General features: G+C 48.7%; 25 protein-coding genes. 10 read left to right on the top strand and 15 right to left on the bottom strand.

Annotated elements, in window-relative coordinates; all coding sequences use genetic code 11:
• Positions 1-191: 191 nt before the first annotated feature.
• Positions 192-1400, bottom strand: a complete 1209-nt coding sequence (locus SIC45_RS04155) for a putative glycoside hydrolase (protein ID WP_319631170.1) — start codon at positions 1398-1400, stop codon at positions 192-194.
• Between the two features lie 320 nt (positions 1401-1720).
• Here SIC45_RS04155 and SIC45_RS04150 point away from each other — a divergent pair, with 320 nt between their 5' ends.
• Positions 1721-2248: an HD domain-containing protein gene (locus SIC45_RS04150; RefSeq protein ID WP_022793245.1), complete on the top strand. Its 528-nt coding sequence runs from the start codon at positions 1721-1723 to the stop codon at positions 2246-2248.
• A 54-nt stretch (positions 2249-2302) separates the two neighbouring features.
• Here the strand turns inward: SIC45_RS04150 and SIC45_RS04145 are convergent, their stop codons facing one another.
• Positions 2303-3178 carry an NAD(P)-dependent oxidoreductase gene (locus SIC45_RS04145; protein ID WP_319631169.1) on the bottom strand — a complete coding sequence of 292 codons (876 nt, stop codon included), beginning with the start codon at positions 3176-3178 and terminating at the stop codon, positions 2303-2305.
• A gap of 5 nt (positions 3179-3183) precedes the next feature.
• On the bottom strand, positions 3184-3465 hold the full coding sequence (locus SIC45_RS04140) for a YciI family protein (RefSeq protein WP_319631168.1): 282 nt from the start codon (positions 3463-3465) through the stop codon (positions 3184-3186).
• 174 nt (positions 3466-3639) lie between these two features.
• On the opposite strand from SIC45_RS04140, the gene SIC45_RS04135 reads away from it, so the two are divergent.
• The 5 genes from SIC45_RS04135 to SIC45_RS04115 all read left to right on the top strand — a co-directional run bounded on the left by SIC45_RS04135 (position 3640) and on the right by SIC45_RS04115 (position 8768).
• The gene (locus tag SIC45_RS04135; RefSeq protein ID WP_319631167.1) at positions 3640-4635 is read left to right on the top strand and encodes a sodium:calcium antiporter; all 996 of its coding nucleotides are present in this window, start codon (positions 3640-3642) and stop codon (positions 4633-4635) included.
• Between the two features lie 7 nt (positions 4636-4642).
• Complete coding sequence (locus SIC45_RS04130) at positions 4643-4819, top strand: hypothetical protein (RefSeq protein ID WP_319631166.1); 177 nt, start codon at positions 4643-4645, stop codon at positions 4817-4819.
• Between the two features lie 28 nt (positions 4820-4847).
• The gene (gene trpS / locus SIC45_RS04125) at positions 4848-5837 is read left to right on the top strand and encodes a tryptophan--tRNA ligase (protein WP_319631165.1); all 990 of its coding nucleotides are present in this window, start codon (positions 4848-4850) and stop codon (positions 5835-5837) included.
• An 83-nt stretch (positions 5838-5920) separates the two neighbouring features.
• Positions 5921-6199, top strand: coding sequence for a hypothetical protein (locus SIC45_RS04120; protein WP_022793239.1), 279 nt, complete (start codon positions 5921-5923; stop codon positions 6197-6199).
• 13 nt (positions 6200-6212) lie between these two features.
• Complete coding sequence (locus SIC45_RS04115; RefSeq protein WP_319631164.1) at positions 6213-8768, top strand: CBS domain-containing protein; 2556 nt, start codon at positions 6213-6215, stop codon at positions 8766-8768.
• Positions 8769-8805: 37 nt separating this feature from the next.
• Here the strand turns inward: SIC45_RS04115 and fabF are convergent, their stop codons facing one another.
• The 9 genes from fabF to argC form a co-directional block, all read right to left on the bottom strand.
• The gene (gene fabF, locus SIC45_RS04110) at positions 8806-10050 is read right to left on the bottom strand and encodes a beta-ketoacyl-ACP synthase II (RefSeq protein WP_319631163.1); all 1245 of its coding nucleotides are present in this window, start codon (positions 10048-10050) and stop codon (positions 8806-8808) included.
• Between the two features lie 153 nt (positions 10051-10203).
• Positions 10204-10377 carry a hypothetical protein gene (locus SIC45_RS04105; protein ID WP_298783730.1) on the bottom strand — a complete coding sequence of 58 codons (174 nt, stop codon included), beginning with the start codon at positions 10375-10377 and terminating at the stop codon, positions 10204-10206.
• Positions 10378-10504: 127 nt separating this feature from the next.
• Positions 10505-11455: an ornithine carbamoyltransferase gene (argF, locus tag SIC45_RS04100; RefSeq protein WP_298783729.1), complete on the bottom strand. Its 951-nt coding sequence runs from the start codon at positions 11453-11455 to the stop codon at positions 10505-10507.
• A gap of 3 nt (positions 11456-11458) precedes the next feature.
• Positions 11459-14623, bottom strand: a complete 3165-nt coding sequence (locus tag SIC45_RS04095; RefSeq protein WP_319631162.1) for a carbamoyl phosphate synthase large subunit — start codon at positions 14621-14623, stop codon at positions 11459-11461.
• Positions 14616-15695 (bottom strand): carbamoyl phosphate synthase small subunit, encoded by a 1080-nt coding sequence (locus SIC45_RS04090; RefSeq protein WP_319631161.1) that lies wholly within the window; start codon positions 15693-15695, stop codon positions 14616-14618. Before SIC45_RS04090 ends, SIC45_RS04095 begins: the two co-directional genes overlap by 8 nt.
• A gap of 24 nt (positions 15696-15719) precedes the next feature.
• A complete protein-coding gene (locus SIC45_RS04085; protein WP_319631160.1) occupies positions 15720-16877 on the bottom strand; it encodes an acetylornithine transaminase in 1158 nt (385 codons plus the stop codon).
• 13 nt (positions 16878-16890) lie between these two features.
• A complete protein-coding gene (gene argB, locus SIC45_RS04080) occupies positions 16891-17679 on the bottom strand; it encodes an acetylglutamate kinase (RefSeq protein WP_319631159.1) in 789 nt (262 codons plus the stop codon).
• Positions 17680-17700: 21 nt separating this feature from the next.
• Positions 17701-18933 carry a bifunctional glutamate N-acetyltransferase/amino-acid acetyltransferase ArgJ gene (argJ, locus tag SIC45_RS04075; RefSeq protein ID WP_319631158.1) on the bottom strand — a complete coding sequence of 411 codons (1233 nt, stop codon included), beginning with the start codon at positions 18931-18933 and terminating at the stop codon, positions 17701-17703.
• Positions 18934-18949: 16 nt separating this feature from the next.
• Positions 18950-19981, bottom strand: a complete 1032-nt coding sequence (gene argC / locus SIC45_RS04070) for an N-acetyl-gamma-glutamyl-phosphate reductase (RefSeq protein WP_319631157.1) — start codon at positions 19979-19981, stop codon at positions 18950-18952.
• A 366-nt stretch (positions 19982-20347) separates the two neighbouring features.
• Between argC and SIC45_RS04065 the strand changes: the two genes are divergently transcribed.
• Both SIC45_RS04065 and SIC45_RS04060 read left to right on the top strand, forming a co-directional pair.
• Positions 20348-21184: a Cof-type HAD-IIB family hydrolase gene (locus SIC45_RS04065; RefSeq protein ID WP_319631156.1), complete on the top strand. Its 837-nt coding sequence runs from the start codon at positions 20348-20350 to the stop codon at positions 21182-21184.
• Between the two features lie 33 nt (positions 21185-21217).
• Entirely contained in the window at positions 21218-21670 is a 453-nt protein-coding gene (locus SIC45_RS04060; RefSeq protein WP_298783713.1) for a GNAT family N-acetyltransferase, read from the top strand.
• Between the two features lie 32 nt (positions 21671-21702).
• On the opposite strand, the gene SIC45_RS04055 is transcribed toward SIC45_RS04060, so the two are convergent.
• The gene (locus tag SIC45_RS04055; protein ID WP_319631155.1) at positions 21703-22269 is read right to left on the bottom strand and encodes an XRE family transcriptional regulator; all 567 of its coding nucleotides are present in this window, start codon (positions 22267-22269) and stop codon (positions 21703-21705) included.
• Between the two features lie 64 nt (positions 22270-22333).
• Between SIC45_RS04055 and SIC45_RS04050 the strand changes: the two genes are divergently transcribed.
• Positions 22334-23044 carry an AzlC family ABC transporter permease gene (locus tag SIC45_RS04050; RefSeq protein ID WP_319631154.1) on the top strand — a complete coding sequence of 237 codons (711 nt, stop codon included), beginning with the start codon at positions 22334-22336 and terminating at the stop codon, positions 23042-23044.
• Positions 23041-23343 (top strand): AzlD domain-containing protein, encoded by a 303-nt coding sequence (locus SIC45_RS04045; RefSeq protein WP_319631153.1) that lies wholly within the window; start codon positions 23041-23043, stop codon positions 23341-23343. Before SIC45_RS04050 ends, SIC45_RS04045 begins: the two co-directional genes overlap by 4 nt.
• A gap of 34 nt (positions 23344-23377) precedes the next feature.
• Here SIC45_RS04045 and SIC45_RS04040 read toward each other — a convergent pair whose 3' ends face one another.
• Positions 23378-23842, bottom strand: coding sequence for a BsuPI-related putative proteinase inhibitor (locus SIC45_RS04040; RefSeq protein ID WP_319631152.1), 465 nt, complete (start codon positions 23840-23842; stop codon positions 23378-23380).
• Positions 23843-23876: 34 nt separating this feature from the next.
• Complete coding sequence (locus tag SIC45_RS04035) at positions 23877-24722, bottom strand: YitT family protein (RefSeq protein ID WP_319631151.1); 846 nt, start codon at positions 24720-24722, stop codon at positions 23877-23879.
• Positions 24723-24724 lie beyond the last annotated feature (2 nt).

The following is a 24724-nucleotide window of genomic DNA, read 5'->3' as shown; positions in this document are numbered from 1 at the left end:
TTTGTGTTATCTTTATTATAACGCGAATACCTTTATATAGTAAGTGTCTTCAGTACTTATTTAAGACTCTTGAGAGCGCTTTTCCCGGCATATTAACCTCACAGTGGGACGTTGTTGCATTTGCTCTTTCTCGCTCGTGCGCACAGCAAAAAGGAGCGGTCTTTAACTTCCGCCCCTCTGGATTATGCTTTTTACGGCGTATAATCCGTACCTTTGGAATAAGAGTTCTGGGCATCCCAAAGCAGGTACTCTTCAATGCCGTTATCCTGCAGCGCCTGGATTTGTGCCTCCACTTCGGCGCTTCCGTACTGCAGATAATTACCGCTTCCCAAATAGCTTGCAGTAAAGTCCTGAATCCATGGCCGGGTTGTCGGCTGCTCATCAAGACCAGATAAAATCTTGTTTTCTGCCTCCGCATAGGCATCGATAACCTCGTACGGCTTTGTATCCGGCTTGTCGATATTAAAATAGCCGCTTCCCCAGTGGCTTGGGTAAATCATGGAGCTGATAACATCTACATTCTCAGAGATTAACCGAAAATCCTGGCCGATGCCCGGCGCCCGTTCCTGGGTGGCAGAATAGCCGAAGATATCTGCTGAAACATTTACATTATACTTAGTCTGAAGCGTCTCTTCAGAATAGGCGACGAAATCCGTAACAGCATCCACTCGTTCCTGTACATTGTCGTCTCCGCTATCATAATCTCCCGTGGAATATTTGAGCTGGTCATCCCTTGTTTCAAATCCTTCCGGGAAACGTATATAATCAAACTGAATATCCTGGAAACCAAGCCTGGCTGCCTCTTCCGCTATCTGAAGATTATAATCCCAGACTTCTTTCATAAAAGGGTTTGTAAACATATGGCCGCTTCCATTCGACCATGTGTCCCCCCCGCTTGTCTGATAGGAGTATTCCGGATGCTTGTTGGCAAGTACATTATCCTTAAAAGTTGTGATTCTTGCGATCGGGTATATATCATGCTCTTCCAGTTTTTTCATCAGCGCTTCGGGGTCTTTGATCATATTTTTTCCTATATCAGGGAGGTCTGATCCTTCCGGGACGCTGAACGTTAAGTTTCCGTGATCATCTTTAATATCTATTACCATGGCATTTAAATCTGTCGAGTCAACCAGATCAATTAACTTATCCATCCGATCGCCTCCCGCCGAATGGCCAGTAACATATATTCCTTTGACCCCTTCTTCCGGATAGCTGAAATTAAGTCCCGAATCATATGTAAAGCGCGGCATGCTGCCTGCAAGTGTTAATGTATGTCCACCAGTTGTCATTGAAGCCAGATCGCTCCCGTTTCCTTCGTCCGCCTTTGCCTCTGCTGCAGTCAATCCCGAGGTAACAGTTAATGCAGCAGCTAAGGCACAAATACCTAAATTTTTTTTCATGTTGTCCCTGCCTTCATTATTTTTTGTAAAAAAAGCAATCCAATAGTCACTATTTAATGGAATTTTTTTCTTAGTTTAATTATACGTTTAAATATATATATTACCAACCATCTTTTTTATTTTCCGCTAATTTTTGTTACTTAATATTCATATTTAAATAATTATTGAATGTTAGTTAATCTTTCATTTCTCTTGCATTCTGGGCATTTAGTTATTATAATGTTAAAAATATCTTTAAAACTTGCGATACTTCCACAGGGTCCTCAGCCTTCATCGGCCGGGGTCCCTTTTGCAAAATAATCTATAAAGGAGGAGCACCAATGAGCAGAGTGACGATGATTGATATTTACAAGCACCCTATTACTCAAAAATATGTCCGCCGTTCCGGACTCGCCCATGCCATCCGCGTGGCTGATATAGCATTAGAGCTTGCCAGAGAACGAAACGTGGATGTGGATTTAGCAGTGAAAGCCGGTTTTCTGCACGATATGGGCCATTATCTTTTTTACAAAAATGGAAAATGGGATTTCGAAGAATACCGTACAAACGACATTCACGCCATCAAAGGAGCAGAGCGTGCGCACAAGCTCTTAATCCGGCTCGGCGAAGATCCGTCACGGGCAAAGGAGGTCAGTATGGCTGTTTTACTTCATACCGATTCCTATCTCCCGGCTGCCAATATTCAGCGGACCCCGCTGCAGCAGGTGGTGGCTGATGCAGATGAACTCGATGAAGAGCCGTCCGGACGCCATCACTACCGGACTATCACTGAAGAAGAGGCCTTCACCCGCCTGTCTTCTCTTGACGATCGTCTTGAGCAGGCCGTTGCTGAAGCTATGCATTCGTAAAACGTAAAGAACCCGCCTTCACGCAGGAAGGCAGGTTCTGTGTCTACATATTTTTTATTTTTCGATGTTTTTCACGTAGTTAAACAAGCTGCTCATGTCTTTTTTTCCAAACCCTTCATGCTCCGCCTCCTCGAATAAAGAAAGGACTTCTCTTCCTGCCCTGGGATGTACTCCAACACGATCACTCATTTCATTGGCCAGCCCAAGATCCTTTAAAAGCAGTTCCAGAGCAAATCCGGGTTCCTCTTTGTTTTCATGAAGGAATTCCGTATAGTGCCGGTCATAGATTTTGCTTTGTCCCATGCTGTTTGTGATAACGGAATGAAGCATTTCCAGATCGACTCCGGCTTTTTCCGCCATCGTTAACCCTTCGCTTACCGCTGCAGTATGCATACCTACCATGTACTGATTAATCAGCTTTACTTTTGTTCCTTTGCCGATGCTCCCGGCATACGTAATATTTTTTCCCACTGCTTCAAAAATCGCTCTGGCTTTTTCAAAAGCCTGTTCGCTTCCGCCAACCATTACAGCAAGTGTTCCGGCTTCAGCCCCTGTCGTACCGCCGCTTACCGGAGCATCCAGATAATCTACATTCTTTTGCGCCGCCTCTGCTTCGATCTTTTCATGAAGCTCTGCAGAGACGGTACTGAAATCAATTACGAGAAGTCCCGGCGAGGCGTGTGTAATAACGCCGTTTTCACCGAGCATCATTTCTTCTACATGCTCCGGTTTTGGAAGACAGGTCATGACGATATCCATCTGTTCAGCCGCCTCTGCCGGGGTAATGCCGGTAGTGCCCCCGGCTTCCTGAAAGCGGTCTTCTTTTTCGTTTCCTTTATTGATCCCGTAGACATCGAATCCTTTATTCAAAATATTCAGGGCCATCGGCATGCCCATGTTTCCAAGTCCGATGAAAGCAGCTTTTTTCATAAGTACTATTCCCCTTTCGTCCATACATGTGATTTCATATCCCACTCATGCATATGGTAGTCCCGGGCGCCAAGCTGTATGTAAGGATCCTGTTCCACTATTTCCCGGACGGCCTCCTCTTCTTCTCCGCGATACATGATTAAACCGCCGGCGCCGTCGACGAAACGTCCATACGCAAGCACATTTCCATTTAGCTCTTCATCTTCGAGAAACTTCAAATGCTGCGGGCGGTACTTTTGTGATTTTTCTTCATCCTTCATGGTGAGTAAGACGGCAAATATCTTCATTGTAGTCCTCCTTTGAAATCTTTCTACTTTATTATAGTCGTTGTCATCCAATATTTACATAGATGAAGGGGTTTTCACGCTTCTTCCTTTTGACCTTGGGGGGAAGTTACGATACACTAACCCTGTTCTAAAGCGTTTTACATTGAAATAATGTTTGTGAGAGGAGATACATCGTTGGTCTTTTTATTCTTTTTTGTGGCAGCTGTCGTTACAGTTATCGCAGCTACCAAGCTGTCTTCGTACTCCGACATCATCAGTGAAAAATCTTCTCTTGGCGGTATGATGGTCGGTACCCTCTTGCTGGCCGGGGCCACTTCGCTGCCCGAGGTTACCACCAGCTTAACGGCCGTATTTTTGGATAACCCGGACATTGCGGTGGGAAACGTGCTCGGGAGTAACCTGTTTAATATTCTTATCATTGCTGCATTCGATATTTTTTATCGCCGTAAGCAGCTGTTTAACCGCGTCTCCCCCGGCCATACATACACTGCCGGTCTGGGGGCCGTGCTTGCTTTTGTCACAGGAGCGGCTTTTCTACTGCAGCTTTCCTGGAGCGTTTTTGGCGTCGGCGTTGATGCGCTCATGCTTCTGGTCCTCTATGCAGCAGGGATTGTCTGGGCCAACCGTCAGAATGAAGGCGTCATTCCTGATGAGGAAGAAGAGGACGTGAAAAAACCCGATATCTCTCTGCGCCAGGCTGGAACGGGGTTTATTATCGCTGCTTTATTTACGCTCGCTGCCGGTACGGTTCTCACTACCACCGGTGACCGTATCGCCGTCATCACCGGACTCGGCTCGAGTTTTATCGGAAGTTTTTTAATCGCTGCTTCGACCTCGCTTCCCGAAGCCGTTTCCGTTTATGTAGCGATGAAGCTGAAAAACTACAACCTGGCTCTCGGATCCATTTTGGGCAGCAACCTCTTCAATTTGACTCTGCTTGCCCTGAGCGATATTTTCTACAGAGGCGAACCGATCATTTCCGCTGCAAGCCGGACAAACCTCGTGACTTCTCTTGGCATCACGCTCCTCGCTGCCATAGTATTTTATGCTGTCCTCCGGGGCAGTAAACGAAAAACACCGGCCTTTTACCTTTGGCCCTCCATCACGCTTGTCATCGTTTATTTTATTGCTTCGTATTTAACGTTTATTGGTCTCGGATCAGAGTGGTGATGAAGCTATGACAGACCGGATACGTTTATGGATGGCCGTAACAGCTTTCTTGTGGGGGGCAGCGCTTGTCCTTCAGGCGCGGCTGTCCGATTTCCCCGCCTGGCCGGGATTTCTGCTTTTTATTCTACTCGTATTTGAATGGGCCGCTGTGCTTGTCCTTAAGTATAAAGGCCGACAGGAATAAGTTTTTGACAACGAAAGGATGTATACTTATGAAAACCGTTTTTTCCGGCGTCCAGCCGAGTGGTACGCCAACCATCGGCAACTATTTAGGAGCAATAAAACACTTTGTCGACTTACAGAAAGGCTACCGGAGCTTTTTTTGTATCGTAAACCAGCACGCCATTACAGTACCCCAAAATAAGAAGGAGCTTCAGCACAACACCCGGAGCCTCGCAGCTTTGTATATCGCTGCCGGGCTTGACCCTGAAAAAGCAACCATCTTTATTCAATCGGAAGTTCCTGCCCACGCCCAGCTTGGGTGGATGCTGCAATGCATTGCCTATATAGGGGAGCTTGAGCGCATGACCCAGTTTAAGGACAAAGCGGAGGGCCGCTCGGGCGTGCCCGGCGCTCTTTTGACCTACCCACCGCTGATGGCTGCGGACATCCTGTTATACGGGACAGATATTGTCCCTGTCGGGGAAGACCAGAAGCAGCACCTCGAGCTGACGCGGACACTCGCGGAACGGTTCAACCAACAGTACAACGATATATTCACTGTTCCGGAAACAAAAATCGCGGGCAGCGGAGCCCGGATTATGTCTCTTCAGAACCCAGAGAAAAAAATGAGCAAATCTGACTCCAATCAAAAGGCTTTTATCTCCATGCTTGATGATGAAAAGACAATCATGAAGAAAATGAAAAGCGCTGTTACCGATTCCGGACGGGAGATTCGCTATGATCCTGAAAACAAACCCGGAGTAAGCAACCTCCTTACTATTTACGCCATTTCCAAAAACATCAGCATCGAAGAGGCAGTGCAGAAACTCAGCTCAGAAAGCTACGGCTCTCTTAAAGAAGAGACCGGTGCCGCCGTTGCTGATATTCTCGTACCGCTTCAGAAGCGCCACGCTGATCTGATGAACTCTTCGGAGCTCGATAACATCCTGGACCAGGGCGCCGAAACGGCCCGTCAGGCTTCCTCAAAAATGCTCGCAAAAGCAGAGCGGGCCATGGGTCTTGAACGAAAAAAACGGTAGAAGCTCCCAAGTCGGGAGCTTTTATTTTTTCCTTCCCGGGTATTAGTATAGGGAAAACACATCTCGCACATGGAGGGTCGCAAGTGACTGTACGAGAAGAAAAGCAAAAACAGCTGCGGGAACTACTGAAAGAGTCCGAACAGCTGCAGCAGTCCATCAATCAGCTTGCCCGGGAGCTTGCGAACGAAACCCGGGTACTGCAGGTGCACTTATACAAAGAGCAGAAGGACCAGCTTGAAGATATCACCCGCTATTTTGACGAGGTGAACATGGAGGCTGATCAGACGCGCCCCGAGGCCATTCTTACGATGGCTCTCAATCATTTCCACAGCCATTTGATGCATGTGAAAAATAACGACTAAGGAGGCAGCTGCCATGGATGTAATTTTAACCCACCGCCATATGGACTTTGACGCTCTCGCTTCTGCTGTAGCTGCTTCCAGACTTTATCCGGAAGCCCGCCTCGTTCTGCAGGACGACCAGTCCGAGGAAGTCAACGAGTACCTCGCTCTTTTTAAGGATGAATTCCCGTTTGTTTCCTCCCGGCATATCGACTGGGACGATCTGCATACAGTGATTTTAACCGATGTCTCCGAGCCGGATCGGGCCAGGGATGGTCTTGCCTTTTCCTCGGCTCCTTACTGGATCATTTATGACCATCACACAAATAAAGAAGCACCTGATTCAACGGAGGCCTCTATTGATGCCCGGATTGAACCGACAGGAGCTGCTGTCACTATTCTCATTGAAGAATTGATGCAGCGCCAGCTTTCTCTTACTCCGGTCGAAGCTACCCTTCTTGCTCTCGGTCTTTATACCGATACCGGATCGCTCGTCTATCCTAGTACAACGCTTAGAGACCTTCAGGCTGCTGTATTTTTAATGGAGCAGGGGATGAATTTGGATACCGTCGGCCAATACATGGAGGATTCACTTTCTCCGGATCAGCAGTATGCTCTGCGGGCCTACCTCGGAGCAGCAGAGGTCATTGAGCGCGAAGGGCTTCAGCTGTTGATTACCAAATTCGATTCCGGCGACAAGCATATCGGCGGCTTGAATACCGTTACCTCCAATTTAATAGAAACAACCGGTGCGAGCGCTGTCATTACTTTAACCAGGGCCCAGGGCAAAATATTTGTTATCGGGCGCTCGGCCACCGACCGTATTCACCTCCCCGACATTTTAGCCCCCTTCGGCGGAGGCGGCCACTCCCGTGCCGGATCGGCCACTATCAAGGATCAGCTGCTCGACGATGTTTACGACCAGATCAAATCACAGCTTCAATCTGCAATCGGCCGCTCCATTACGGCAGAAGAGCTGATGAGCAGACCCGTAAAAACACTGAAGCCTGAAACGACGATCCGGGAGGCAGAAGATATGGTGCTCCGTTACGGACACAGCGGCTTTCCGGTAGTAAACGACCAATATGAATTAGTCGGCATTATTTCCCGTCGCGATATTGATAAAGCCATGCACCATCAGCTCGGACACGCTCCGGTCAAAGGCTATATGAGCTCCAATCTCCATACCGCAGCCCCCTATCACCGGTTTGAAGAGCTGCAGCAGCAGATGGTCCACCATAACGTCGGACGGCTCCCCATCATTGATCACCGCGGAGCATTAATTGGCCTCGTCTCGCGCAGTGATATTATTGCCCGTCTGCGTGAAGATTCCACTGCCTCTGAAACCGTCAATATGGAAGAAAATATGCGCAAGACCCTGCCGGACTCTATCCAGCAGTGGCTTCGGGCCGTTGGAGAGGAGGGCGCCCGGCAGCATCTGCGCACCTATCTGATCGGTGGAGTCGTTCGCGATATTATTTTGCAGAAGGAAAATGAAGATATTGACATTGCCGTTGAAGGCGACGGTATAGCCTTCGCTTCGGACATTGCTTCTAAATGGCACGGCGAACTCCACAAGCACGAAGCCTTTGGCACTGCTACGATTACCTGGCCGGACGGGTTAAAAATGGATATCGCAAGCTCCCGGACCGAATTTTATGAAAAACCCGGCTCCCTGCCGGACGTGGAGAGCTCCACCCTGAAAGAAGACCTGTTTCGGAGGGATTTTACGATCAACGCCATGGCTCTTGCTCTTCATCCCGAAGAGTTTGGGGATCTCATCGACCACTTTTCAGGGCTCGAGGATTTAAAACGGGGGGCCATACGGGTGCTCCACAATTTAAGCTTTGTGGAAGACCCGACCCGTATCCTCCGTGCCGTCCGCTTTGAACACCGTTTTGGCTTTGCGATGGATCATGAGACGGAAGCGTTTATTGCGCAGGCGGTTAATGCTATTCATGCGCTGTCTACTGATAGAATACTCGCTGAATTTCAGCGCCTGACTGCCGAAATGCCTCCCGCCCAGCTGTTTTATCGTCTTCAGAAGCTTGATGTTTTATCTGCGTTCCTTCCTGGCGCTGTATGGGACGACCCGGCCGAACGGCTTCTTCCGTATATTACCGGTCTCCAGTCATCATTGTTTATGACCCTGCTTCCGCTATTTCTGCAGGAAAGCGGGCGGGTGCTTTCTGCCGAGCGGGTCGCCGTCCGGAAACAGGATAAACAGCTTGTCCGGCACGTACACCACCTGCTCGATGAAAGCTGGGATGCCTCCATCGAAAAACCCGGTGATTTTCACCGCACTGCTGCCCATGTGTCCCCTCTTTCTGTTGAAATTGCTGCTTACTGCCTTGAATACAGTGCCGGGCAGCCGGAAAAAGCGGCTCTGCTCAGACAGTATCAGGACAAGTGGCAGGACCTGCCGTCGTGGGTTTCTGGCGCTGAACTTCAACGTCTTGGCCTCCGTCCCGGACCGCTTTATAAATTCATTATCAGCGAAACCGAAAAAGGGATTATTAACGAAGAAATTACTTCCTCCCAAGAAGCACTGGATTACGCTGAATCTCTTATTCACAGCTATCAGTCCTAAATACAAAAAAAGCCTGGGCACAGGGGCCCAGACTTTTTTATGCCTGCCATTTTTTAAATGCCAGCGTAGCATTATGTCCGCCAAAACCAAAGGTATTGCTTAAAACGGCTTGGATATCACCTTTCCGGGCTTCGTTTGGCACATAATCAAGATCACATTCCGGATCCGGCTCGTGCAGGTTAATAGTTGGAGGTACGACGTTATCCTTTAAAGAAAGAATACTAAATATTGCCTCAATACCTCCGGTCGCTCCAAGCAGATGACCGGTCATCGATTTGGTGGAGCTCATCCATACATTGTCTGCATGCTCCTGAAATACCTTTCGTACAGCTGTCGTTTCAAATTTATCATTGTACTGTGTACTCGTACCATGGGCGTTAATGTACTGAATGTTTTCAGCTGTAAGTCCCGCATCATCCATAGCCATCTGCATGGAGCGCTGGGCACCTTCACCGTCCGGAGCCGGGGCGGTCAGATGATACGCGTCCCCGGTAGAGCCGTAGCCGACGATTTCAGCGTAGATTTCTGCCCCTCTCGCTTCGGCGGATTCCAGGCTTTCAAGCATCAGTATGCCCGCTCCTTCGCCCATCACAAACCCGTCCCGGTTTTTATCAAACGGACGCGACGCTGTATTCGGGTCTTCATTCATGGTGATCGCCTTGGCTGAACTAAAGCCGGCAATCGCCATTTTTGTGATCGGAGCTTCTGTGCCGCCCGTAATCATAGCATCAGCATCGCCGCGCTGAATCACTTTGTACGCGTCCCCAATCGAGTTGGAGCCTGTGGCACATGCTGTCACCGTACAGGAATTCACTCCTTTGGCACCTGTGTAAATGGACACCTGGCCGGAAGCCATATCCGGGATCATCATTGGTACAAAGAACGGGCTGACGCGTTTATAGCCGCGCTCCATAAAGTTCTGAAACTGGGTTTCGTACGTTTCCATGCCGCCAATGCCGGAGCCTATCCAAACGCCGGTCCGGGCTGCATTTTCTTCAGTAATTGTATAGCCGGAATCCTCAAGTGCCTGCATAGAAGCCACAATAGCAAACTGAGTGAAGCGGTCCATTTTCCGCAGCTCTTTCTTTTCCAAATAAGCCGATGGATCGAAGTCCGTTACCTCTCCCCCGATTTTCATCGGAAGCTCGGAGACGTCCATCCTTTCGATAGCACTAATGCCGGAGACTCCATCAACAGCATTTTTCCACGAAGATTCCACTGTCTGGCCCAGCGGGTTGACTGTTCCCATTCCTGTTACAACCACTCGCCTGTTTTCATTCATGCTACTCTCTCCTTTGTTATCTTCCACATTCTCATGTATATACTCCGTGCCTATGTACGAACCAGGCTGGATATTTTCATTAGTCTGGGAATAATTTTATACGAGTCACGCACGGTTGTCTACTTTCTGCACACCGTTTTATTCATATAACCTTTATTCCTTTACGAACGAACGGTGGTATGTCCATTCGGCGATCAGCGCTCCCGTGATAGCTGTAAGAATGGCCGTCGTCTGGCTTCCCTGGAAAAAATAAACGATGCCTAAATATACAGCGATCAATACGCAAATAAAAATTATTACCCCTGCTGCGGCACGCTTCACTGTCATGTCATCCCTCCCGCTGTTTACCGGCTTCCCGGCAATTATACAAGCAGAAACAAGCTAATCCAAGTGTTTATCCTCCTTTCTTCGCATAAAAGAAACCGCCCCTGTATATCAGGAACGGTTTCCCGGTCTAGCCGATGACCGAAGCAAGTATTGCCTTTTGCACGTGCAGTCTGTTTTCCGCTTCATCATAAACAGCTGAATGAGGACCGTCAATGACCGAAGCCGCTACCTCTTCCTCCCGGTGGGCCGGGAGGCAGTGTAAAAACATGTAGTCTTCCGAAGCTTTTGCCGTAAGCTCTTCAGAAATCATAAAGCCTTTAAAGGCCGCGAGGCGCTTCGCCTGCTCCTCTTCATAGCCCATGCTCGTCCATACATCCGTATAAATAACGTCCGCTCCTTTTGCTGCTTCTTCAGGGTCTTTTGTGCGGGTGACAGATGCTCCTGACTGCTCCGCTGCCTGCTCAATCTGCTTCCATACGTCCGGATCCGGGCCATACCCTTCCGGTGCTGCGAGCACCGCGTCCATCCCCATTTTCACGCTTGCTATGATCCAGGAATGGGCGACATTATTCCCGTCGCCGATAAAGACACTTTTTAAGCCCTCAAAGCTTCCCTTCCGCTCCTGCACCGTAAGCAAATCAGCAAGCGCCTGACACGGATGATACAGATCCGTGAGTGCGTTGATAACCGGTACGTCTGCATGTTCAGCGAGCGCCTCGACTTTTCCGTGATCGTTTGTCCGGATCATCAGCGCATCAACGTACCTCGAAAGCACCTTGGCTGTGTCCTGGATCGGCTCTCCGCGGCCGATCTGCATGTCCCGGGGGCTCAGGAATAAGGAATGGCCTCCCATCTGAGTCATAGCTACCTCAAAGGACACGCGGGTTCTCGTTGACGCATTCTCAAAAATCATTCCAAGGGAACGATGCGCGAGATGATTATAATAAGCGGAGGGGTTTTTCTTCATGTGTGCTGCCAGCTCAAGCAGCTGCTTGATTTCCTCCGCTGAAAAATCAAGCAGCGTTAACATACTCTGCTGCTGCAGTGTTGAGGCAGAATTATTCAGGTTTGTTGCCATTTGCTACACTCCTTTTTCGGCCAAAGCGTAATTTTGCAGCCAGGATTCAATTGGGGCAGGCAGCTCCGGCGTCCCTTGAATCGCCTGAACCATCACACTCAGCGTACGTGCATTCGTTACGATCGTTTTACGTTCAATTAACGCTTTCTGGCGGCGCTCTTTGCCTGTTTTATGGCCAATTTCCGGAATACTGATAAATGCTGAAGCATCCTCTGAGTAAATCCATTCATCAAATGGTTTGTGCTGCGGGAATACTAATGTATAGCCCATGCCTTCCAGTTTGTCCAGGGAGGGTTTTGCTTTTTCGTATTCCCCGGCAGCAATTTCGCAGTAGACACTTCCCGTTTTTTTGAACAGAAGAGGGATTTGCGTTTCCGACCAGGCAAATGCTTTCTGGAAGGCCCCGGAAAGATCTTTTGATATGCCGATCAGTTCCCCGGTGGATTTCATTTCTGCTTCCAGTACCGGATCAAGCCCGCTTAATTTATCGTTGGAAAAGACCGGGGCTTTCACCGTATAATAGCCCGGCTCTTTATGAAGCCCTTTCTCATTTGTCCACGTTTTAAGTGAATGACCAAGCAGAAGGTGCACCGCTCCTTCAATCACTTTCTCCCCGGTGATTTTGGCAAAAACCGGCACTGTCCGCGATGCTCTTGGATTTATTTCAATCACGTACAATTCGCCGGCGTCATAGACGAACTGAATATTAAAGATACCGTGAAACTCCATGCCCTCCGCAATTTTCTGCGTGTAGTCCACCAGAAGCTGTTTTACCTCTTCACTGATACTGAACGGAGGAGTTACAGCCATGGAATCGCCCGAATGAACACCCGCTTCCTCTACGTGTTCAAAGATACCAGGTATCCATATGTCGCTGCCGTCTGTTAACACATCCACCTCAAGCTCTGTACCCGGCTTGTAGGAATCAATCAATATCGGGTATTCAATATCATTGGCCGGATCTTCAATATACTCCACCAGTTCTTCCTCTTTGGTCGCAATCGCCATGCCACGGCCACCGATGACGTAGGAAGGTCTGAGAAGCACCGGATAACCGATTTCTTCTGCCTGCTTCAGCGTTTCCTCTCTGCTGTGGCCGGAAACTCCCGGAATATGCGGAACGTTCACCTGCTGCATAAACTGGTAGAAGCGGTCCCGGTCTTCGAGCTGGTCAATAATATCAGATGTCGTGCCGAGCACTTCCATCCCTGCTTGTTCAAGCGACTCAGTGAGCGAGATCCCTGTCTGCCCGCCAAGCTGTACGATCACTTTCGTTACGTGCTCTTCCCTGGCTACGTGAAGCACGTCTTCAGCCGTGAGCGGCTCAAAGTACAAATGATCCGCCATTTCAAAGTCGGTGCTTACCGTTTCAGGGTTATTGTTTACAATTACCGCTTCGTAGCCGGCTTCTTTCAACGCCCGTGCCCCGTGCACCGAGCAGTAATCAAATTCAATCCCCTGCCCGATCCGGATCGGCCCGGAACCGACAACCAGTACTTTATTTTCGACCGGTTCGGCCTGGCGGTCGCTTTCCTTGTACCAGCTGGAGTAGTAGTAAGGAGTCTCCGCAGTGAACTCCGCTGCGCACGTATCAACCATATGATACGAAGGGAACATATTCAGCTTGTTTCTCAGCTGAAGTATTTCTCCAATCTCCACTCCGGAGAGGACATGCAGCTGTTCATCCGTAAAGCCGGCCTTTTTCCACAGGAGCAGCTGCTCTTCACCCCAATCCTCCCAGGAAATCCCAGCAATATCTTTTTCTTTTTGAATAAGGGCAGAAAAGGTCCGCAGGAAAAAATACTGAATACCGGTTTTTTCATGAATGGTTTCCATATCCCCGCCGCGGCGAAGCCATTCCATAATGTAAAAGAACCGCTTATCGTTTTGCTGCAGGATTTCGTTTAAAATATTTTCATCAGCCGTCTCCCTGCATTCCGGCAGAGCCAGCCCGTCAAGTTTAATCTCCAGTGACCTTACTGCTTTCTGCAGCGCGGCCTCAAGATTTCTTTCAATAGCCATAACTTCCCCTGTCGCCTTCATCTGCGTACCAAGGGTGCGGTCTGCGTAGGAAAACTTATCAAACGGCCAGCGCGGAAACTTTACTACTACATAGTCGAGCGCCGGTTCAAAGCTTGCGTACGTATGTCCGGTGACCGGATTTAACAGCTCATGCAGGTGATAGCCAATGCTGATTTTGGCTGCCATGCGGGCAATTGGATAACCGGTGGCTTTAGAAGCTAGAGCGGAAGAACGGCTCACTCTCGGGTTTACCTCGATCAAATAGTACTGCTTGCTGACCGGGTCGAGCGCAAACTGGATATTGCATCCGCCCACAATCCCAAGCGCCCGGATAACCTTTAACGAAGAGCTCCGAAGCATCTGGTATTCTACGTCCGTCAGGGTCTGGGACGGCGCCACCACGATGGAGTCTCCCGTATGAACGCCTACTGGGTCGATGTTTTCCATGTTGCAGACGGTGATGCACGTGTCATTGGCATCCCGCATCACTTCGTACTCAATCTCTTTAAACCCTGCTATGCTCTTTTCCACCAGGCATTGGTGAATCGGACTTGCCTCCAGCCCGCCCTCGATGATGTGGCTAAGCTCTTTTTCATTTTGGGCAATGCCGCCTCCGCCGCCGCCAAGGGTGTACGCCGGGCGCACGATAATTGGATAGCCCGTTTTTTCCGCAAATGCCAATGCTTCTTCCTTTTTCTCCACAATCTCACTTTCAGGTACCGGCTCATCCAGTTCGTGCATTAGCGCGCGGAATGCTTCTCTATCCTCCCCCTGCCGGATGGATTCAATCGGCGTACCAAGAAGCTCCACCCCGTACTTTTCGAGCGTCTGCTGTTCGGAAAAAGCAAGCGCGAGGTTTAAACCGGTCTGTCCGCCAAGGGTGGCGAGCACGCCGTCCGGGTGCTCCTGCTCTATAATCCGCTCCACTGTTTCTACGGTGAGCGGCTCAAAATATACTTTGTCGGCACAGGTGTTATCTGTCATTACAGTTGCCGGATTGTTATTCAGCAGAACAACTTCAATGTTTTCTTCCCGCAGTGCCAGGCATGCCTGGGTGCCTGAGTAATCAAATTCTGCAGCCTGCCCGATGACGATCGGACCAGAACCGATCACCAGTACTTTGTTTATTTTTTTATCTCTAGGCATAGGTGGCTTCTCTCCCTTTATTCTCTATCGTTTCCAAAAATTCATCAAAAATTTCTTCGCTGTCTGCCGGACCCGGATGGGCTTCCGGGTGAAACTGTGCTGTCATGATTGGAAACTTCGTATGCATCATGCCCTCTATCGAACCGTCGTTGACGTTTTTGTATTTTATCCGGAAAGACTCTTTTGGAAGAGACTCACCGGTGACAACATAGCTGTGATTTTGAGAGCTCATAAACACTTTGTTCGTCTCCAGATCCTGCACCGGCTGATTGGCGCCGCGATGACCGAAACGCAGTTTTTCCGTCTCCCCGCCAAACGCAAGCGCGAGGAGCTGGTGACCCAGGCAGATACCCAAAGTCGGATAGGCTTCGGCAAGCTCCTTATAGGTGCTCAAATAATGGTCAAGCTGCTTCGGGTTGCCGGGGCCGTTGGAAAACAGCAGGCCGTCCGGAGCCAGATCTTCAATTGCATCCTTCGGTGTATCATAAGGCACAATCGTTACTTTGCACCCTTTTTTGTTCAGCTGGTCCACCATCGACTGCTTGTAGCCAAAGTCCATCACTACTACGTGCCGGTCGCCGCTGCCGACCGTTATCTGCTTGTCCACCGTTACAGTATTAATCACATCGCGCTCTCCGAGTGGCTCATATTCCCCGACATCCACAGATTCCGGGCTCCCGGTCATTACTGCGCCCATATCGCCTTTTTCCCGGATATTTTTGACTAAAGCCCGCGTGTCCACGTTTTCCATAACGGGAATGCCAGCCGCAAGCGCTGCTTCCGCGAGTGTCTGGTCACCTTCATAATGACCCGAATTGCTGCAGGCTTCGCTGACTATGATCCCCGCCGGCTGCGGCTGCGTACTTTCATTGTCTGTTGGATTCACGCCGTAGTTTCCGATTAACGGATAAGTGAAGACTACTATCTGACCGTGAAAGGAAGGGTCTGTCATTACTTCCTGGTAGCCGGTCATTCCTGTAAAAAATACAATTTCCCCATACGTATCCGGAAAGGCTTGCTGCCAGCTGCCTTCAAATATTTCGCCTGTTTCCAATTTTATATAACTTTTCATCTACAAACCCTCCTGGTACGTTTTTTATTTTTCAAGCACTTCTCTCAGTGCTGCTGCGGCTTTTCCCAAGTCATCGTACGGAATTGTCAGCGGCGGCAGAAGCCTCAAAGTATTAGGTCCTGCAGCAATCAGCAGAAATCCTTTTTTCTGCATGGCGAGTACATAAGGTGCAGCACTTTCGGTAAGTTCTATGCCAATCATAAGTCCCGGGCCGCGTATTTCTTTTACCACCGGCAGGGAAACGATTTTTTCTTCAAGAAGATTCGTGAAAAATCGTCCTTTTTCTGCTGCCATCTTCGGGGCGTTAATACTCATCAGCTTTTGAAGCGTTCCTTCAACAGCAGCCATAGCAAGCGGATTTCCGCCAAATGTAGAGCCATGGGCCCCAGGGCCAAAGGCCTCCTGCAAATATCCTTTGCCGATCATCGCCCCTACCGGAAATCCGTTGCCAAGAGCCTTTGCCGTCGTTACGATATCAGGGCTCACGCCTGCCTGCTCATAGGCAAACATCGTACCAGTGCGTCCCAGGCCTGTCTGTACTTCATCCACAATAAGCAGTGCTCCGTGCTGCCGGGCAAGCTCCGCGGCTTTTTGAATAAATGCCGGACTTCCCGGAATAACACCGCCCTCACCCTGCACCGGCTCAAGCATAATTGCCGCGGTGTTTTCATCCACAGCTTTCTCCAGTGCATTCACATCGTTATACGGTAAATATTCAAAGTCCTCGAGCATGCGGCCAAATCCCTGATGAATGGCGTCCTGGCCGGTTGCTGCCATGCTTCCGTATGTCCGCCCGTGAAAAGACTGGACAAAGCTTTGGATTTTCGTACGCCCGGTATATTTTCTGGCGCACTTTATAGCTGCTTCATTTGCCTCTGTACCACTGTTTGCAAAAAATACAAGATCCATTCCTGAAAGCTTCGTCAAAAGCTCTGCAGCGCGCTCCTGCTGTTCATACTGAAAAAAATTGGAGCCGTGCCATCCGGCGTGCAGCTGCTTCTCTACATGCTTTATTACATCAGGATCACCATGGCCAAGATTGACAACGCTGATGCCAGCCATTAAATCCGTGTATTCTTTTCCTTCTTTATCCGTGACGGTACAGCCCTCTGCATGTGAAAAAGTGAGTTCCCATCTTTTATACGTTTCAAATAGGTGCGATTTCTGTTCTGTCTGCTGCATTGTTCTCCTCCTTTCAAGTCAGGGACGGAGCCTGGACCTGTTCTCTGATTATTGCCGTTCCCTTCAGCTTCCCGCCTGCTTCGTCTGTATGCCCGTCTGCGCCGGCAATAATGACCTTTTCCAGATCTCCAGTCAGGCTTGCCGCTGCTGCCTGGACCTTCGGTATCATTCCGCCGTAAATTTCTCCGTCTTGAATATGCTGCTCAAGCTTCTCTACGTGAATATAGTCCGCTTTGCTTCCGTCGATAAGCACACCTTCAACATCTGTAATAAACAGAAGCTCTTTTGCGCCTATCGCCTGGGCGACAGCCGAAGCAGCCGCGTCAGCATTCACATTTAATTTTTTGCCGTTTTTATCCGCCGCAATAGGAGCGATCACCGGAACAAATCCACTTTCGAGCATGGAGTGTATGCAGGAGGTATTAACATTCACGACGTTGCCGACGAGCCCGAGATCCTGATCAGCCACCTGCTCTGCTTCCAGAAGACCTCCGTCAATACCGGACATGCCAAACGCCGGAGAGCCGGCAGATTGAAGGGAGGAAACGAGGCACTTATTCACTTTTCCGGAAAGAATCATCTCTGCTACTTCAAGTACCTCGGGCGTTGTCTTTCGAAGCCCGTTTACAAACTCACACTCAATCTGCATCTGTTCAAGCATACGGTTGATTTCAGGCCCTCCCCCGTGCACAAGCACCGGGTTCATGCCCTTTTCCTTCATAGACGCTATACTTTTGAAAAATTCAGCTGTGAGTTTGTTCACTGTGGAACCGCCGCATTTAACTACAGTGATGCTGTTCATGCTCTTCTCTCCCTTCTTTCCTTACGTCCGGTACCCGGCGTTAATTCTTACATAGTCATATGTCAGGTCGCATCCCCATGCTTTGCCGCTTCCATTTCCCACGTGGAGGTTTACCGTTATTTCCACCGTGTCATTTTCCAGGTACGCTTTTGCATCCTCTTCGGAAAAATGAACCGGGGTGCTTGCTTTTAAGGTTTCCACCGGTCCTACTGATATATCCACAGTGTCTGGGTCAAGCTCAACTTCGCTGTAGCCGAGAGCGACAATCACCCGGCCCCAGTTGGCGTCTGTGCCGTATACAGCGGTTTTTACCAGATCTGATCCAACAATCTGCTTGGCCGCCTGGCCGGCTTCTTCATCTGTAGCAGCACCCTCGACCTTCACTTCAATCAGCTTCGTGGCGCCTTCCCCATCTCTTGCAATCTTTTTCGAAAGAGATTCACATGTCTCTTTCAATCCAGTAACGAACGCGTTCCAGTCAGGATGATCCGGGTTCAGCGGACTGTTTTCCGCCTTGCCGCTCGCCATGACAACTACCATGTCATTTGTGGACGTATCGCCGTCAATGGTAATCCGGTTAAACGTTTTGTTCGTAATTTCTGAAAGCGCCGTCTGCAGATGAGCAGGTTCAATGGCAGCATCCGTGGTCACAAACCCGAGCATCGTAGCCATGTTCGGGTGTATCATTCCGGAGCCCTTCGCCACGCCTCCGATAAAAACTGCTTTATTGTCCACCCACGTCTGAAAGCATGCGTGCTTTCCGGCGACGTCTGTGGTCATGATTGCTTCATTAAAATCCTGCGCCCGTTCAAATCCGGTTTCCGGCTCGAGGTGTGCAATACCTTCGTTTATTTTATCCATGGGCATCGCTTCGCCGATCACACCGGTAGAGGTTACCGCTACCTGATGCTCCGGCAGGCCGAATTTTTCGGCACTGTTTTTTCTCATGGTATAGGCATCTTCAAGTCCCTGTCTGCCTGTACATGAATTGGCATTCCCGCTGTTGACGACAATCGCCCGGAGCTTTCCCTCTTTGGCAATGCTTTCCTTCGTCACCTGCAGCGGTGCTGCCTGAATTTTATTCAACGTATATACAGCGGCACTCGACGCCGGCACGTCACAAATAATAGCTCCAAGATCTTTTCTTTTTCTTTTGACCTTTGTATGAATACCCGCTGCGGAGAAACCGGCAGGACTTAAAATGCTTCCTCCCGATACTTCTATTACCTGCTCTGCTGTCGATGCCTCTACCATGATTTTTCTTCCTTTCTTATGGATAAACTGGAAGCTGAGAAATCCCTTCGTTCTCATCTGCTCCCAGCATCACATTCATATTTTGTATCGCCTGCCCCGAGGCGCCCTTAACTAAGTTATCAATTACAGAAACGATCGTCAGGCGGTTGGTGCGCTCGTCCACTGTCCAGCCGATATCGCAAAAATTACTGCCATACACTTCTTTAGTTGCTGGAAAGGATTTTTCTCCCCGTATTCTGACGAAGGGCTCTTTGTCATAAGCCTGGTGAAACAGTTCCTCTATCTGCCCGCTTTTTGTTCCCCCGGTAAGCGGCACGTACATAGTAGCTAAAATTCCTCTTGTCATCGGCACGAGGTGAGGACTGAATGTAACGGGATGATTTTTACCCGTATGCGTGTCCAGTGCCTGTTCAATCTCCGGTGTATGCTTATGCTCATTCACTTTATATATTTTAAAATTGCCGTCCATTTCACTGAAATGAGTGGTTTCTGATGGTGTCCGTCCCGCTCCTGTAGTGCCTGTTTTGGCATCAATGATAATATTTGCAGGATCAATAGCATCCTTATCCACCAGGGGCAGAAGACCAAGAAGTACTGCTGTCGGATAGCATCCCGGGTTTGACAAAAGAGAAGTGCCTGCCACTTCCTCCCTGTTCCATTCCGTCAAACCGTAAACCGCCTCCTGAAGCAGGGTTTCTGGTGCGCTTTGACGCTGATACCACTGTTCGTAGGTTCCTGCGTTCTTCAGCCGGAGATCCCCGGACAAATCAATTACTCTGGTGTGCGCTGCGATGGTTTCGCTCCACTCCGCTGAAATTCCGGGCGGCGTGGAAAGAAACACAACATCATATGCGGACCAGTCAGCCGTCTCAAGCGGCTGCAGAACTTCATTATATAAATCCTTCATATGCGGATACATATCAGAAAGCTTCGTATTTTGCTTTGAGGAGGAATAAACGTCAATTTGTTTAACGCCGCGGTGCTGGGCCAGCATGCGTATTAATTCCACTCCCCCATAGCCAGTTGCTCCAATAATCGCTGTATTCATAAAGTTGCACCTCTATTTATCTTTATACAATATGTTCTGGTGATTATTATAAGTCTGAATATATATTAATGCAACTGTATTTTTATTTTTTATTCATATTTTTTCTTTTCCGTCACAAGCTGAGTTTATTAAGCTTTTTCTATTTGTTCAGCCTTTTTTCGGAGAATATAGTTTATGTATGAAAATGTACAATTAATGTATAAATGGCTGAAATTTTTATATCTGTTTTCTCATGTCACCGGTATTCCTTTTCTTTTCTTTTTGCTTGTGTTCCAGTAAAATAAAGAGCGGATCGTGTTTAACGACGCTGTTTCTATACAGACGTAAGCCTACATTTATATTTCCATCAGGAAAGAAGAGGTTTTTATGAAAAAACATTTGATAGCTCTTGATCTAGACGGGACGCTTCTAAAAGATGATAAAACGATTTCCACAAAGACCTGGAAAGTAATCCAGCAGGCTAAACATGCCGGACACACAATAGCTATTGCTACCGGCAGACCATACCGGGCGAGTAAAATGTACTACCAGCAGCTCGGCCTTTCCACGCCTATCGTTAATTTTAACGGAGCGTATGTGCACCACCCGGCCGACCACTCTTTCCGCTCCTTCCATGAACCGCTTGATCTGGATCTTGCCCGGACAGTAATCGAGACATGCCGGACGTTAAATGTTCAAAACATGCTCGCCGAAGTGCTCGACGACGTGTACATGGATGAGCATGACGAATCCTTTATTGATCTTCTGGCTTTCCAGGGGCCGGTAACCGGAGCAGGAAGGCTTGAAAGAGTGCTTCCGAACTCTCCTACCTCCCTGCTTGTATATCCCCAGGAAGGCACAGCTGAACGCCTGCAGGAACTGCTCTCATCCAGCGAAGCCCAGGGCATGCACCAACGCTCGTGGGGAGAGCCTCATCATATGATTGAAATTATTAAAAAGGGAAATCATAAAGCAAACGGCCTCGAAAAAGTCGCTGCTTATGCGGGGCTTACGATGGAGGATGTGATTGCTTTCGGGGATGAGGATAACGATCTGGAAATGCTTGAAGCCGCCGGAACGGGGCTTGCCATGGGGAATGCCAGTACAGATACGAAATCAGTGGCAAATGAAGTTATTGGCACAAACGAAGAAGACGGCATCGCCCATTATTTAGAAGAGCGGTTAAAGCTTTCTGCATACGACCCGGTGCTTTTTAAAAATTAGACGCGTGATTTTGAATAAGGATGTGTTCAAACGATGCAGGTGTATAAAGTACCTACAGATACCGAACAGTACGTGAGAAATCAAATAGCAGATCTGCTCATGGGGCAGATGGATTCCATCGGCATGAAGGATGCTTACCGCTTTCTGCAGCGGGCTATCGATCTTTCCCTTGATTCCGACTCCACCGCGCATATTTTTGTAGCCGAAACAGAAGAAAAGATTGTGGGAGCTGCTTTTTTAAATATTGGCATCAGTCTTGAAAAGGGGGGCTATTATGTCTGGCTGAATGATCTCTACGTGGATCAGCAGTACCGCAACCGGGGTATTGCCAAGAAACTGCTGTTAAAAATTATTTACTGGGCCGAGCATAATGACATCAAGGGCATTGAGCTGGAAACCGGAGTGAACAACGCAGCCACAAAAGCATTGTATAATTCCCTCGGCTTTTACGACGTTATTTCCAAGCGCTACGGCTTCCGTTTTTAACTCCTGTCTTCCCTTCAAGTGGGAAGGCTTTTTTATTGCCGGTAAGCCGTATAAAAAAGCATAAGCACACCCTTCACTTTTTCCGGGCCGGCATTAATATAGGCATGGTTATGGTCCGCCCGGAAACGAAGCGCGTCCTCCGGCCTCATTAGCTGTTTACTTTCCTCATTGGTCTGCACTTCCATACGCCCTTCGTGCACAAAAATGTATTCCTCTACTCCAAATGGGTGGGCAGAAGAGTAATGGCTCCCTCCTGCAGCCAGCACAAATTCATACCATTCGACCGGAGCCTGTTCGTGTTTGGAAAAAATATTCCGGACCGCGTAGCCGTTCTCCCCTTCAAGCCATTCAGCTTCATCAGCGGAAACAAATTCCATGTCCGGACGCTGTTTCTGCAAAAAAGTAGAAAACCCTACGCCCATCCCTTCTGCAATCTTCCACATTGTCGTAATGGTCGGGTTCGATGCCCCGCGTTCAATCTGTCCAAGCATTGGCTTGCTCACCCCTGTTGCTTCAGCCAGTCTGTCCAGGCTCCAACCGCGCTCATGACGAAGCTGACGTAACGTTTTGCCGATTTCTTTTCCAATGGATTCTTTCATTTTTTCACCTCTGTTGTATAATATAACATACAAAAGTATAATATAATAAAAAAGGAGGGTGATTATGAGCAATACAGCTGCACTAGATCATTCCTGGAACAGCGGCCTTATTCAGGGGCTTCCTATCGCTGCCGGATATATTCCAGTTGCTTTGGGATTTGGTCTGCTTGGTGCCAACAGCGGCCTGTCCATTTTTGAAACTGCACTTATGAGTATTATAATTTTCTCCGGTGCTGCCCAGTATATGGCTATTGGACTGATTACGGCCGGGGCGGGGTTGTACAGCATCTGGATTTCTACGTTTCTCATAAATATCCGGCATTTATTAATGAGCGCTTCCGTCAAACAAATTCTTTTCTCTGCTTCTAAATGGAAGCAGGGCGTCTTAGCCTTTGGCTTAACCGATGAAGTCTTCGCGCTGATCTCCGCCAAAAGGAAGAAAACGACAGTAAATTTTGGAATTGGAATCTTTCTGGCAGCATATATCAGCTGGATCATTTTTTCATGTGCCGGCTATTATTTTGGTGCCTTTTTCCCCGGTTTTCTGCAGATCAGCATGGATTTTGCCTTGTACGCCCTTTTTGCAGCGCTGCTGTTTCCTGCCATTTTAAAATACCGTATGGCTCTTTACACCGCTGGCTTAAGCGCAGCTGTCAACACGTTTCTTGGGCTCTGGCTTTCCCCGGGATGGGCTATTCCAGCAGCAATGACAGCCTCAGTCATTATTGTCGTATATGTCAGTTCCTTTCAGCATAAAAAGGAGAGTCAGTCATGAATATGCTTCTTTTAATCATTGGAATGGGCGTTATTACATACGTCACGAGAGTTGTTCCTTTCTTTTCGTTAAATATTAACCGCCTGCCCGTTTCCGTGCAGCAGGCACTTCAGCTCATCCCGTACGCAGCGCTCGGAGCCCTCCTGCTCCCCGGGGCCCTGCGTTCCCCGCCTGATCCCTGGTTCGGTCTGCTCGGCCTCGGCATTGCCCTTTTGATCGCTTTTACAGGCGGCAGGTTCACTGCTGTCATTTGCGGTACCATTGGCTTTCTTTCTTTTGCTGCTTATTTTATTTATTGATACTAAAAAGCAGGAGCTCTGCCAACTCCTGCTTTTACGGATTTTCGGACGTTTTCAAGGCCGGGGCGTCCAGGTTTTCAGCAAGGATCCGAAACTCTGCCCGGTACGAATTTTCAGAGTCGAGAAGATCTGCATCAAGCTCCCCGTCCCACCTTCGTATGTTTCCGGCGCTGATTTCCACAGATTTCTCCGCCTGCGTAAATACCTTTCCCTCCGAATAACTATAAACTGGTTCGGAAACGCCTTCTTCTGTAATAATAACTTCTATTTCCTGGCCGTCCGGAAAATCCAGCTTCATTTCTTCGCTGCCCGTATTTTCAAATTCCAAATGCCAGGTGTTGTTTTCAGTGTCCAGATTACCGGTAAGCTCCCAATTATTTTTTGTCATTGAAGCTTCCAGACTAGCGGCGGAAGGCTCTTCAGCAGTCTGTCCGCTGCCACACGCAGCAGCAGAAAGCATACAGAAACAGGCTATTACTGCAGCTAACCACTTTTTCACGGCCATCTCTCTCACTTCCCGGCTTTTATTTTGATCAGTCGTCTTTCCGGAACAGACCAAACACAGTTGTCGTGTTAATAATGTTTGTGAATGCCTCCGGATCTGCTTCCTGAACCACCTGCTGAAGCGTGTACATTTCATACCTTGTAATCACTGTCATTAATATTTCTTTTTCGCTCGCATCAAATCCTCCCCGGGCCGGAATTCGTGTGATCCCCCTGGTCAGATTTTCATGAATAGCATCGCGCATCTCGTCCGGATTTTTCGTTACAATTAAAGCTGTCAGCTTTACGTGCCGTGTATGAATAGTATCTATGACCCTTGAGCCGACATAGAGCGTTACGAGGGTGTATAAAGAACTTTCCCAGTTATACAGAAAGCCGGCCGCTATAACGATAATCCCGTTCAGCAGCATGAAATACGTGCCGACCGGGCGGTCCCCCATACGGGCCAATACCAGGGCCACAATATCCAGTCCGCCCGCAGAAGCCCCCCATTTTAAGGCTACCGCAGCTCCGGCGGCTGTAATCGCACCGCCGAAGACACTGTTTAATAAAATGTCTCCTGAAAGTTCGGTGATAGGTATAAGGTCAAGAAAAAATGTCGTCAGTGCTACGTGCAAAAAGCTGTAGAACGTAAACAGCCGTCCTACTTTAAACCAGCCGAGCATAGCAATCGGTATATTAATTAAAAACAAGAGTACCCCTGTGGAGAGCGGCAGAAAACCTGCAATAATCTGCGCAATCCCCGTGGCTCCGCTCGCAAATACATTTGCCGGCTCCAAAAACAAATTCAGGCCCACTGCCATAATCAACGCCCCGAATACGATAACCAGGACGCGTATGACTTCCGATACGATAGATGAATGGCTTGTAAGCATAG

The organism is Marinococcus sp. PL1-022, assembly GCF_033845285.1.
Lineage (GTDB): Bacteria > Bacillota > Bacilli > Bacillales > Marinococcaceae > Marinococcus.
The sequence above is the reverse complement of the archived record's forward strand: the minus strand, read 5'-3'. Positions and strand labels throughout refer to the sequence as shown.

Coding starts and splice junctions, on each gene's coding strand:
- SIC45_RS04050 (WP_319631154.1), top strand. CDS start 22,334: ATGAGCAATACAGCTGCACTAGATCATTCCTGGAACAGCGGCCTTATT.
- argB (WP_319631159.1), bottom strand. CDS start 17,679: ATGAACAGCATCACTGTAGTTAAATGCGGCGGTTCCACAGTGAACAAA.
- SIC45_RS04145 (WP_319631169.1), bottom strand. CDS start 3,178: ATGAAAAAAGCTGCTTTCATCGGACTTGGAAACATGGGCATGCCGATG.
- SIC45_RS04115 (WP_319631164.1), top strand. CDS start 6,213: ATGGATGTAATTTTAACCCACCGCCATATGGACTTTGACGCTCTCGCT.
- SIC45_RS04130 (WP_319631166.1), top strand. CDS start 4,643: ATGACAGACCGGATACGTTTATGGATGGCCGTAACAGCTTTCTTGTGG.
- SIC45_RS04140 (WP_319631168.1), bottom strand. CDS start 3,465: ATGAAGATATTTGCCGTCTTACTCACCATGAAGGATGAAGAAAAATCA.
- fabF (WP_319631163.1), bottom strand. CDS start 10,050: ATGAATGAAAACAGGCGAGTGGTTGTAACAGGAATGGGAACAGTCAAC.
- argC (WP_319631157.1), bottom strand. CDS start 19,981: ATGAATACAGCGATTATTGGAGCAACTGGCTATGGGGGAGTGGAATTA.
- trpS (WP_319631165.1), top strand. CDS start 4,848: ATGAAAACCGTTTTTTCCGGCGTCCAGCCGAGTGGTACGCCAACCATC.
- SIC45_RS04085 (WP_319631160.1), bottom strand. CDS start 16,877: ATGCAGCAGACAGAACAGAAATCGCACCTATTTGAAACGTATAAAAGA.
- SIC45_RS04105 (WP_298783730.1), bottom strand. CDS start 10,377: ATGACAGTGAAGCGTGCCGCAGCAGGGGTAATAATTTTTATTTGCGTA.
- SIC45_RS04045 (WP_319631153.1), top strand. CDS start 23,041: ATGAATATGCTTCTTTTAATCATTGGAATGGGCGTTATTACATACGTC.
- argJ (WP_319631158.1), bottom strand. CDS start 18,933: ATGGTAGAGGCATCGACAGCAGAGCAGGTAATAGAAGTATCGGGAGGA.
- SIC45_RS04155 (WP_319631170.1), bottom strand. CDS start 1,400: ATGAAAAAAAATTTAGGTATTTGTGCCTTAGCTGCTGCATTAACTGTT.
- SIC45_RS04035 (WP_319631151.1), bottom strand. CDS start 24,722: ATGCTTACAAGCCATTCATCTATCGTATCGGAAGTCATACGCGTCCTG.
- SIC45_RS04060 (WP_298783713.1), top strand. CDS start 21,218: ATGCAGGTGTATAAAGTACCTACAGATACCGAACAGTACGTGAGAAAT.
- SIC45_RS04150 (WP_022793245.1), top strand. CDS start 1,721: ATGAGCAGAGTGACGATGATTGATATTTACAAGCACCCTATTACTCAA.
- SIC45_RS04095 (WP_319631162.1), bottom strand. CDS start 14,623: ATGCCTAGAGATAAAAAAATAAACAAAGTACTGGTGATCGGTTCTGGT.
- argF (WP_298783729.1), bottom strand. CDS start 11,455: ATGGCAACAAACCTGAATAATTCTGCCTCAACACTGCAGCAGCAGAGT.
- SIC45_RS04090 (WP_319631161.1), bottom strand. CDS start 15,695: ATGAAAAGTTATATAAAATTGGAAACAGGCGAAATATTTGAAGGCAGC.
- SIC45_RS04055 (WP_319631155.1), bottom strand. CDS start 22,269: ATGAAAGAATCCATTGGAAAAGAAATCGGCAAAACGTTACGTCAGCTT.
- SIC45_RS04065 (WP_319631156.1), top strand. CDS start 20,348: ATGAAAAAACATTTGATAGCTCTTGATCTAGACGGGACGCTTCTAAAA.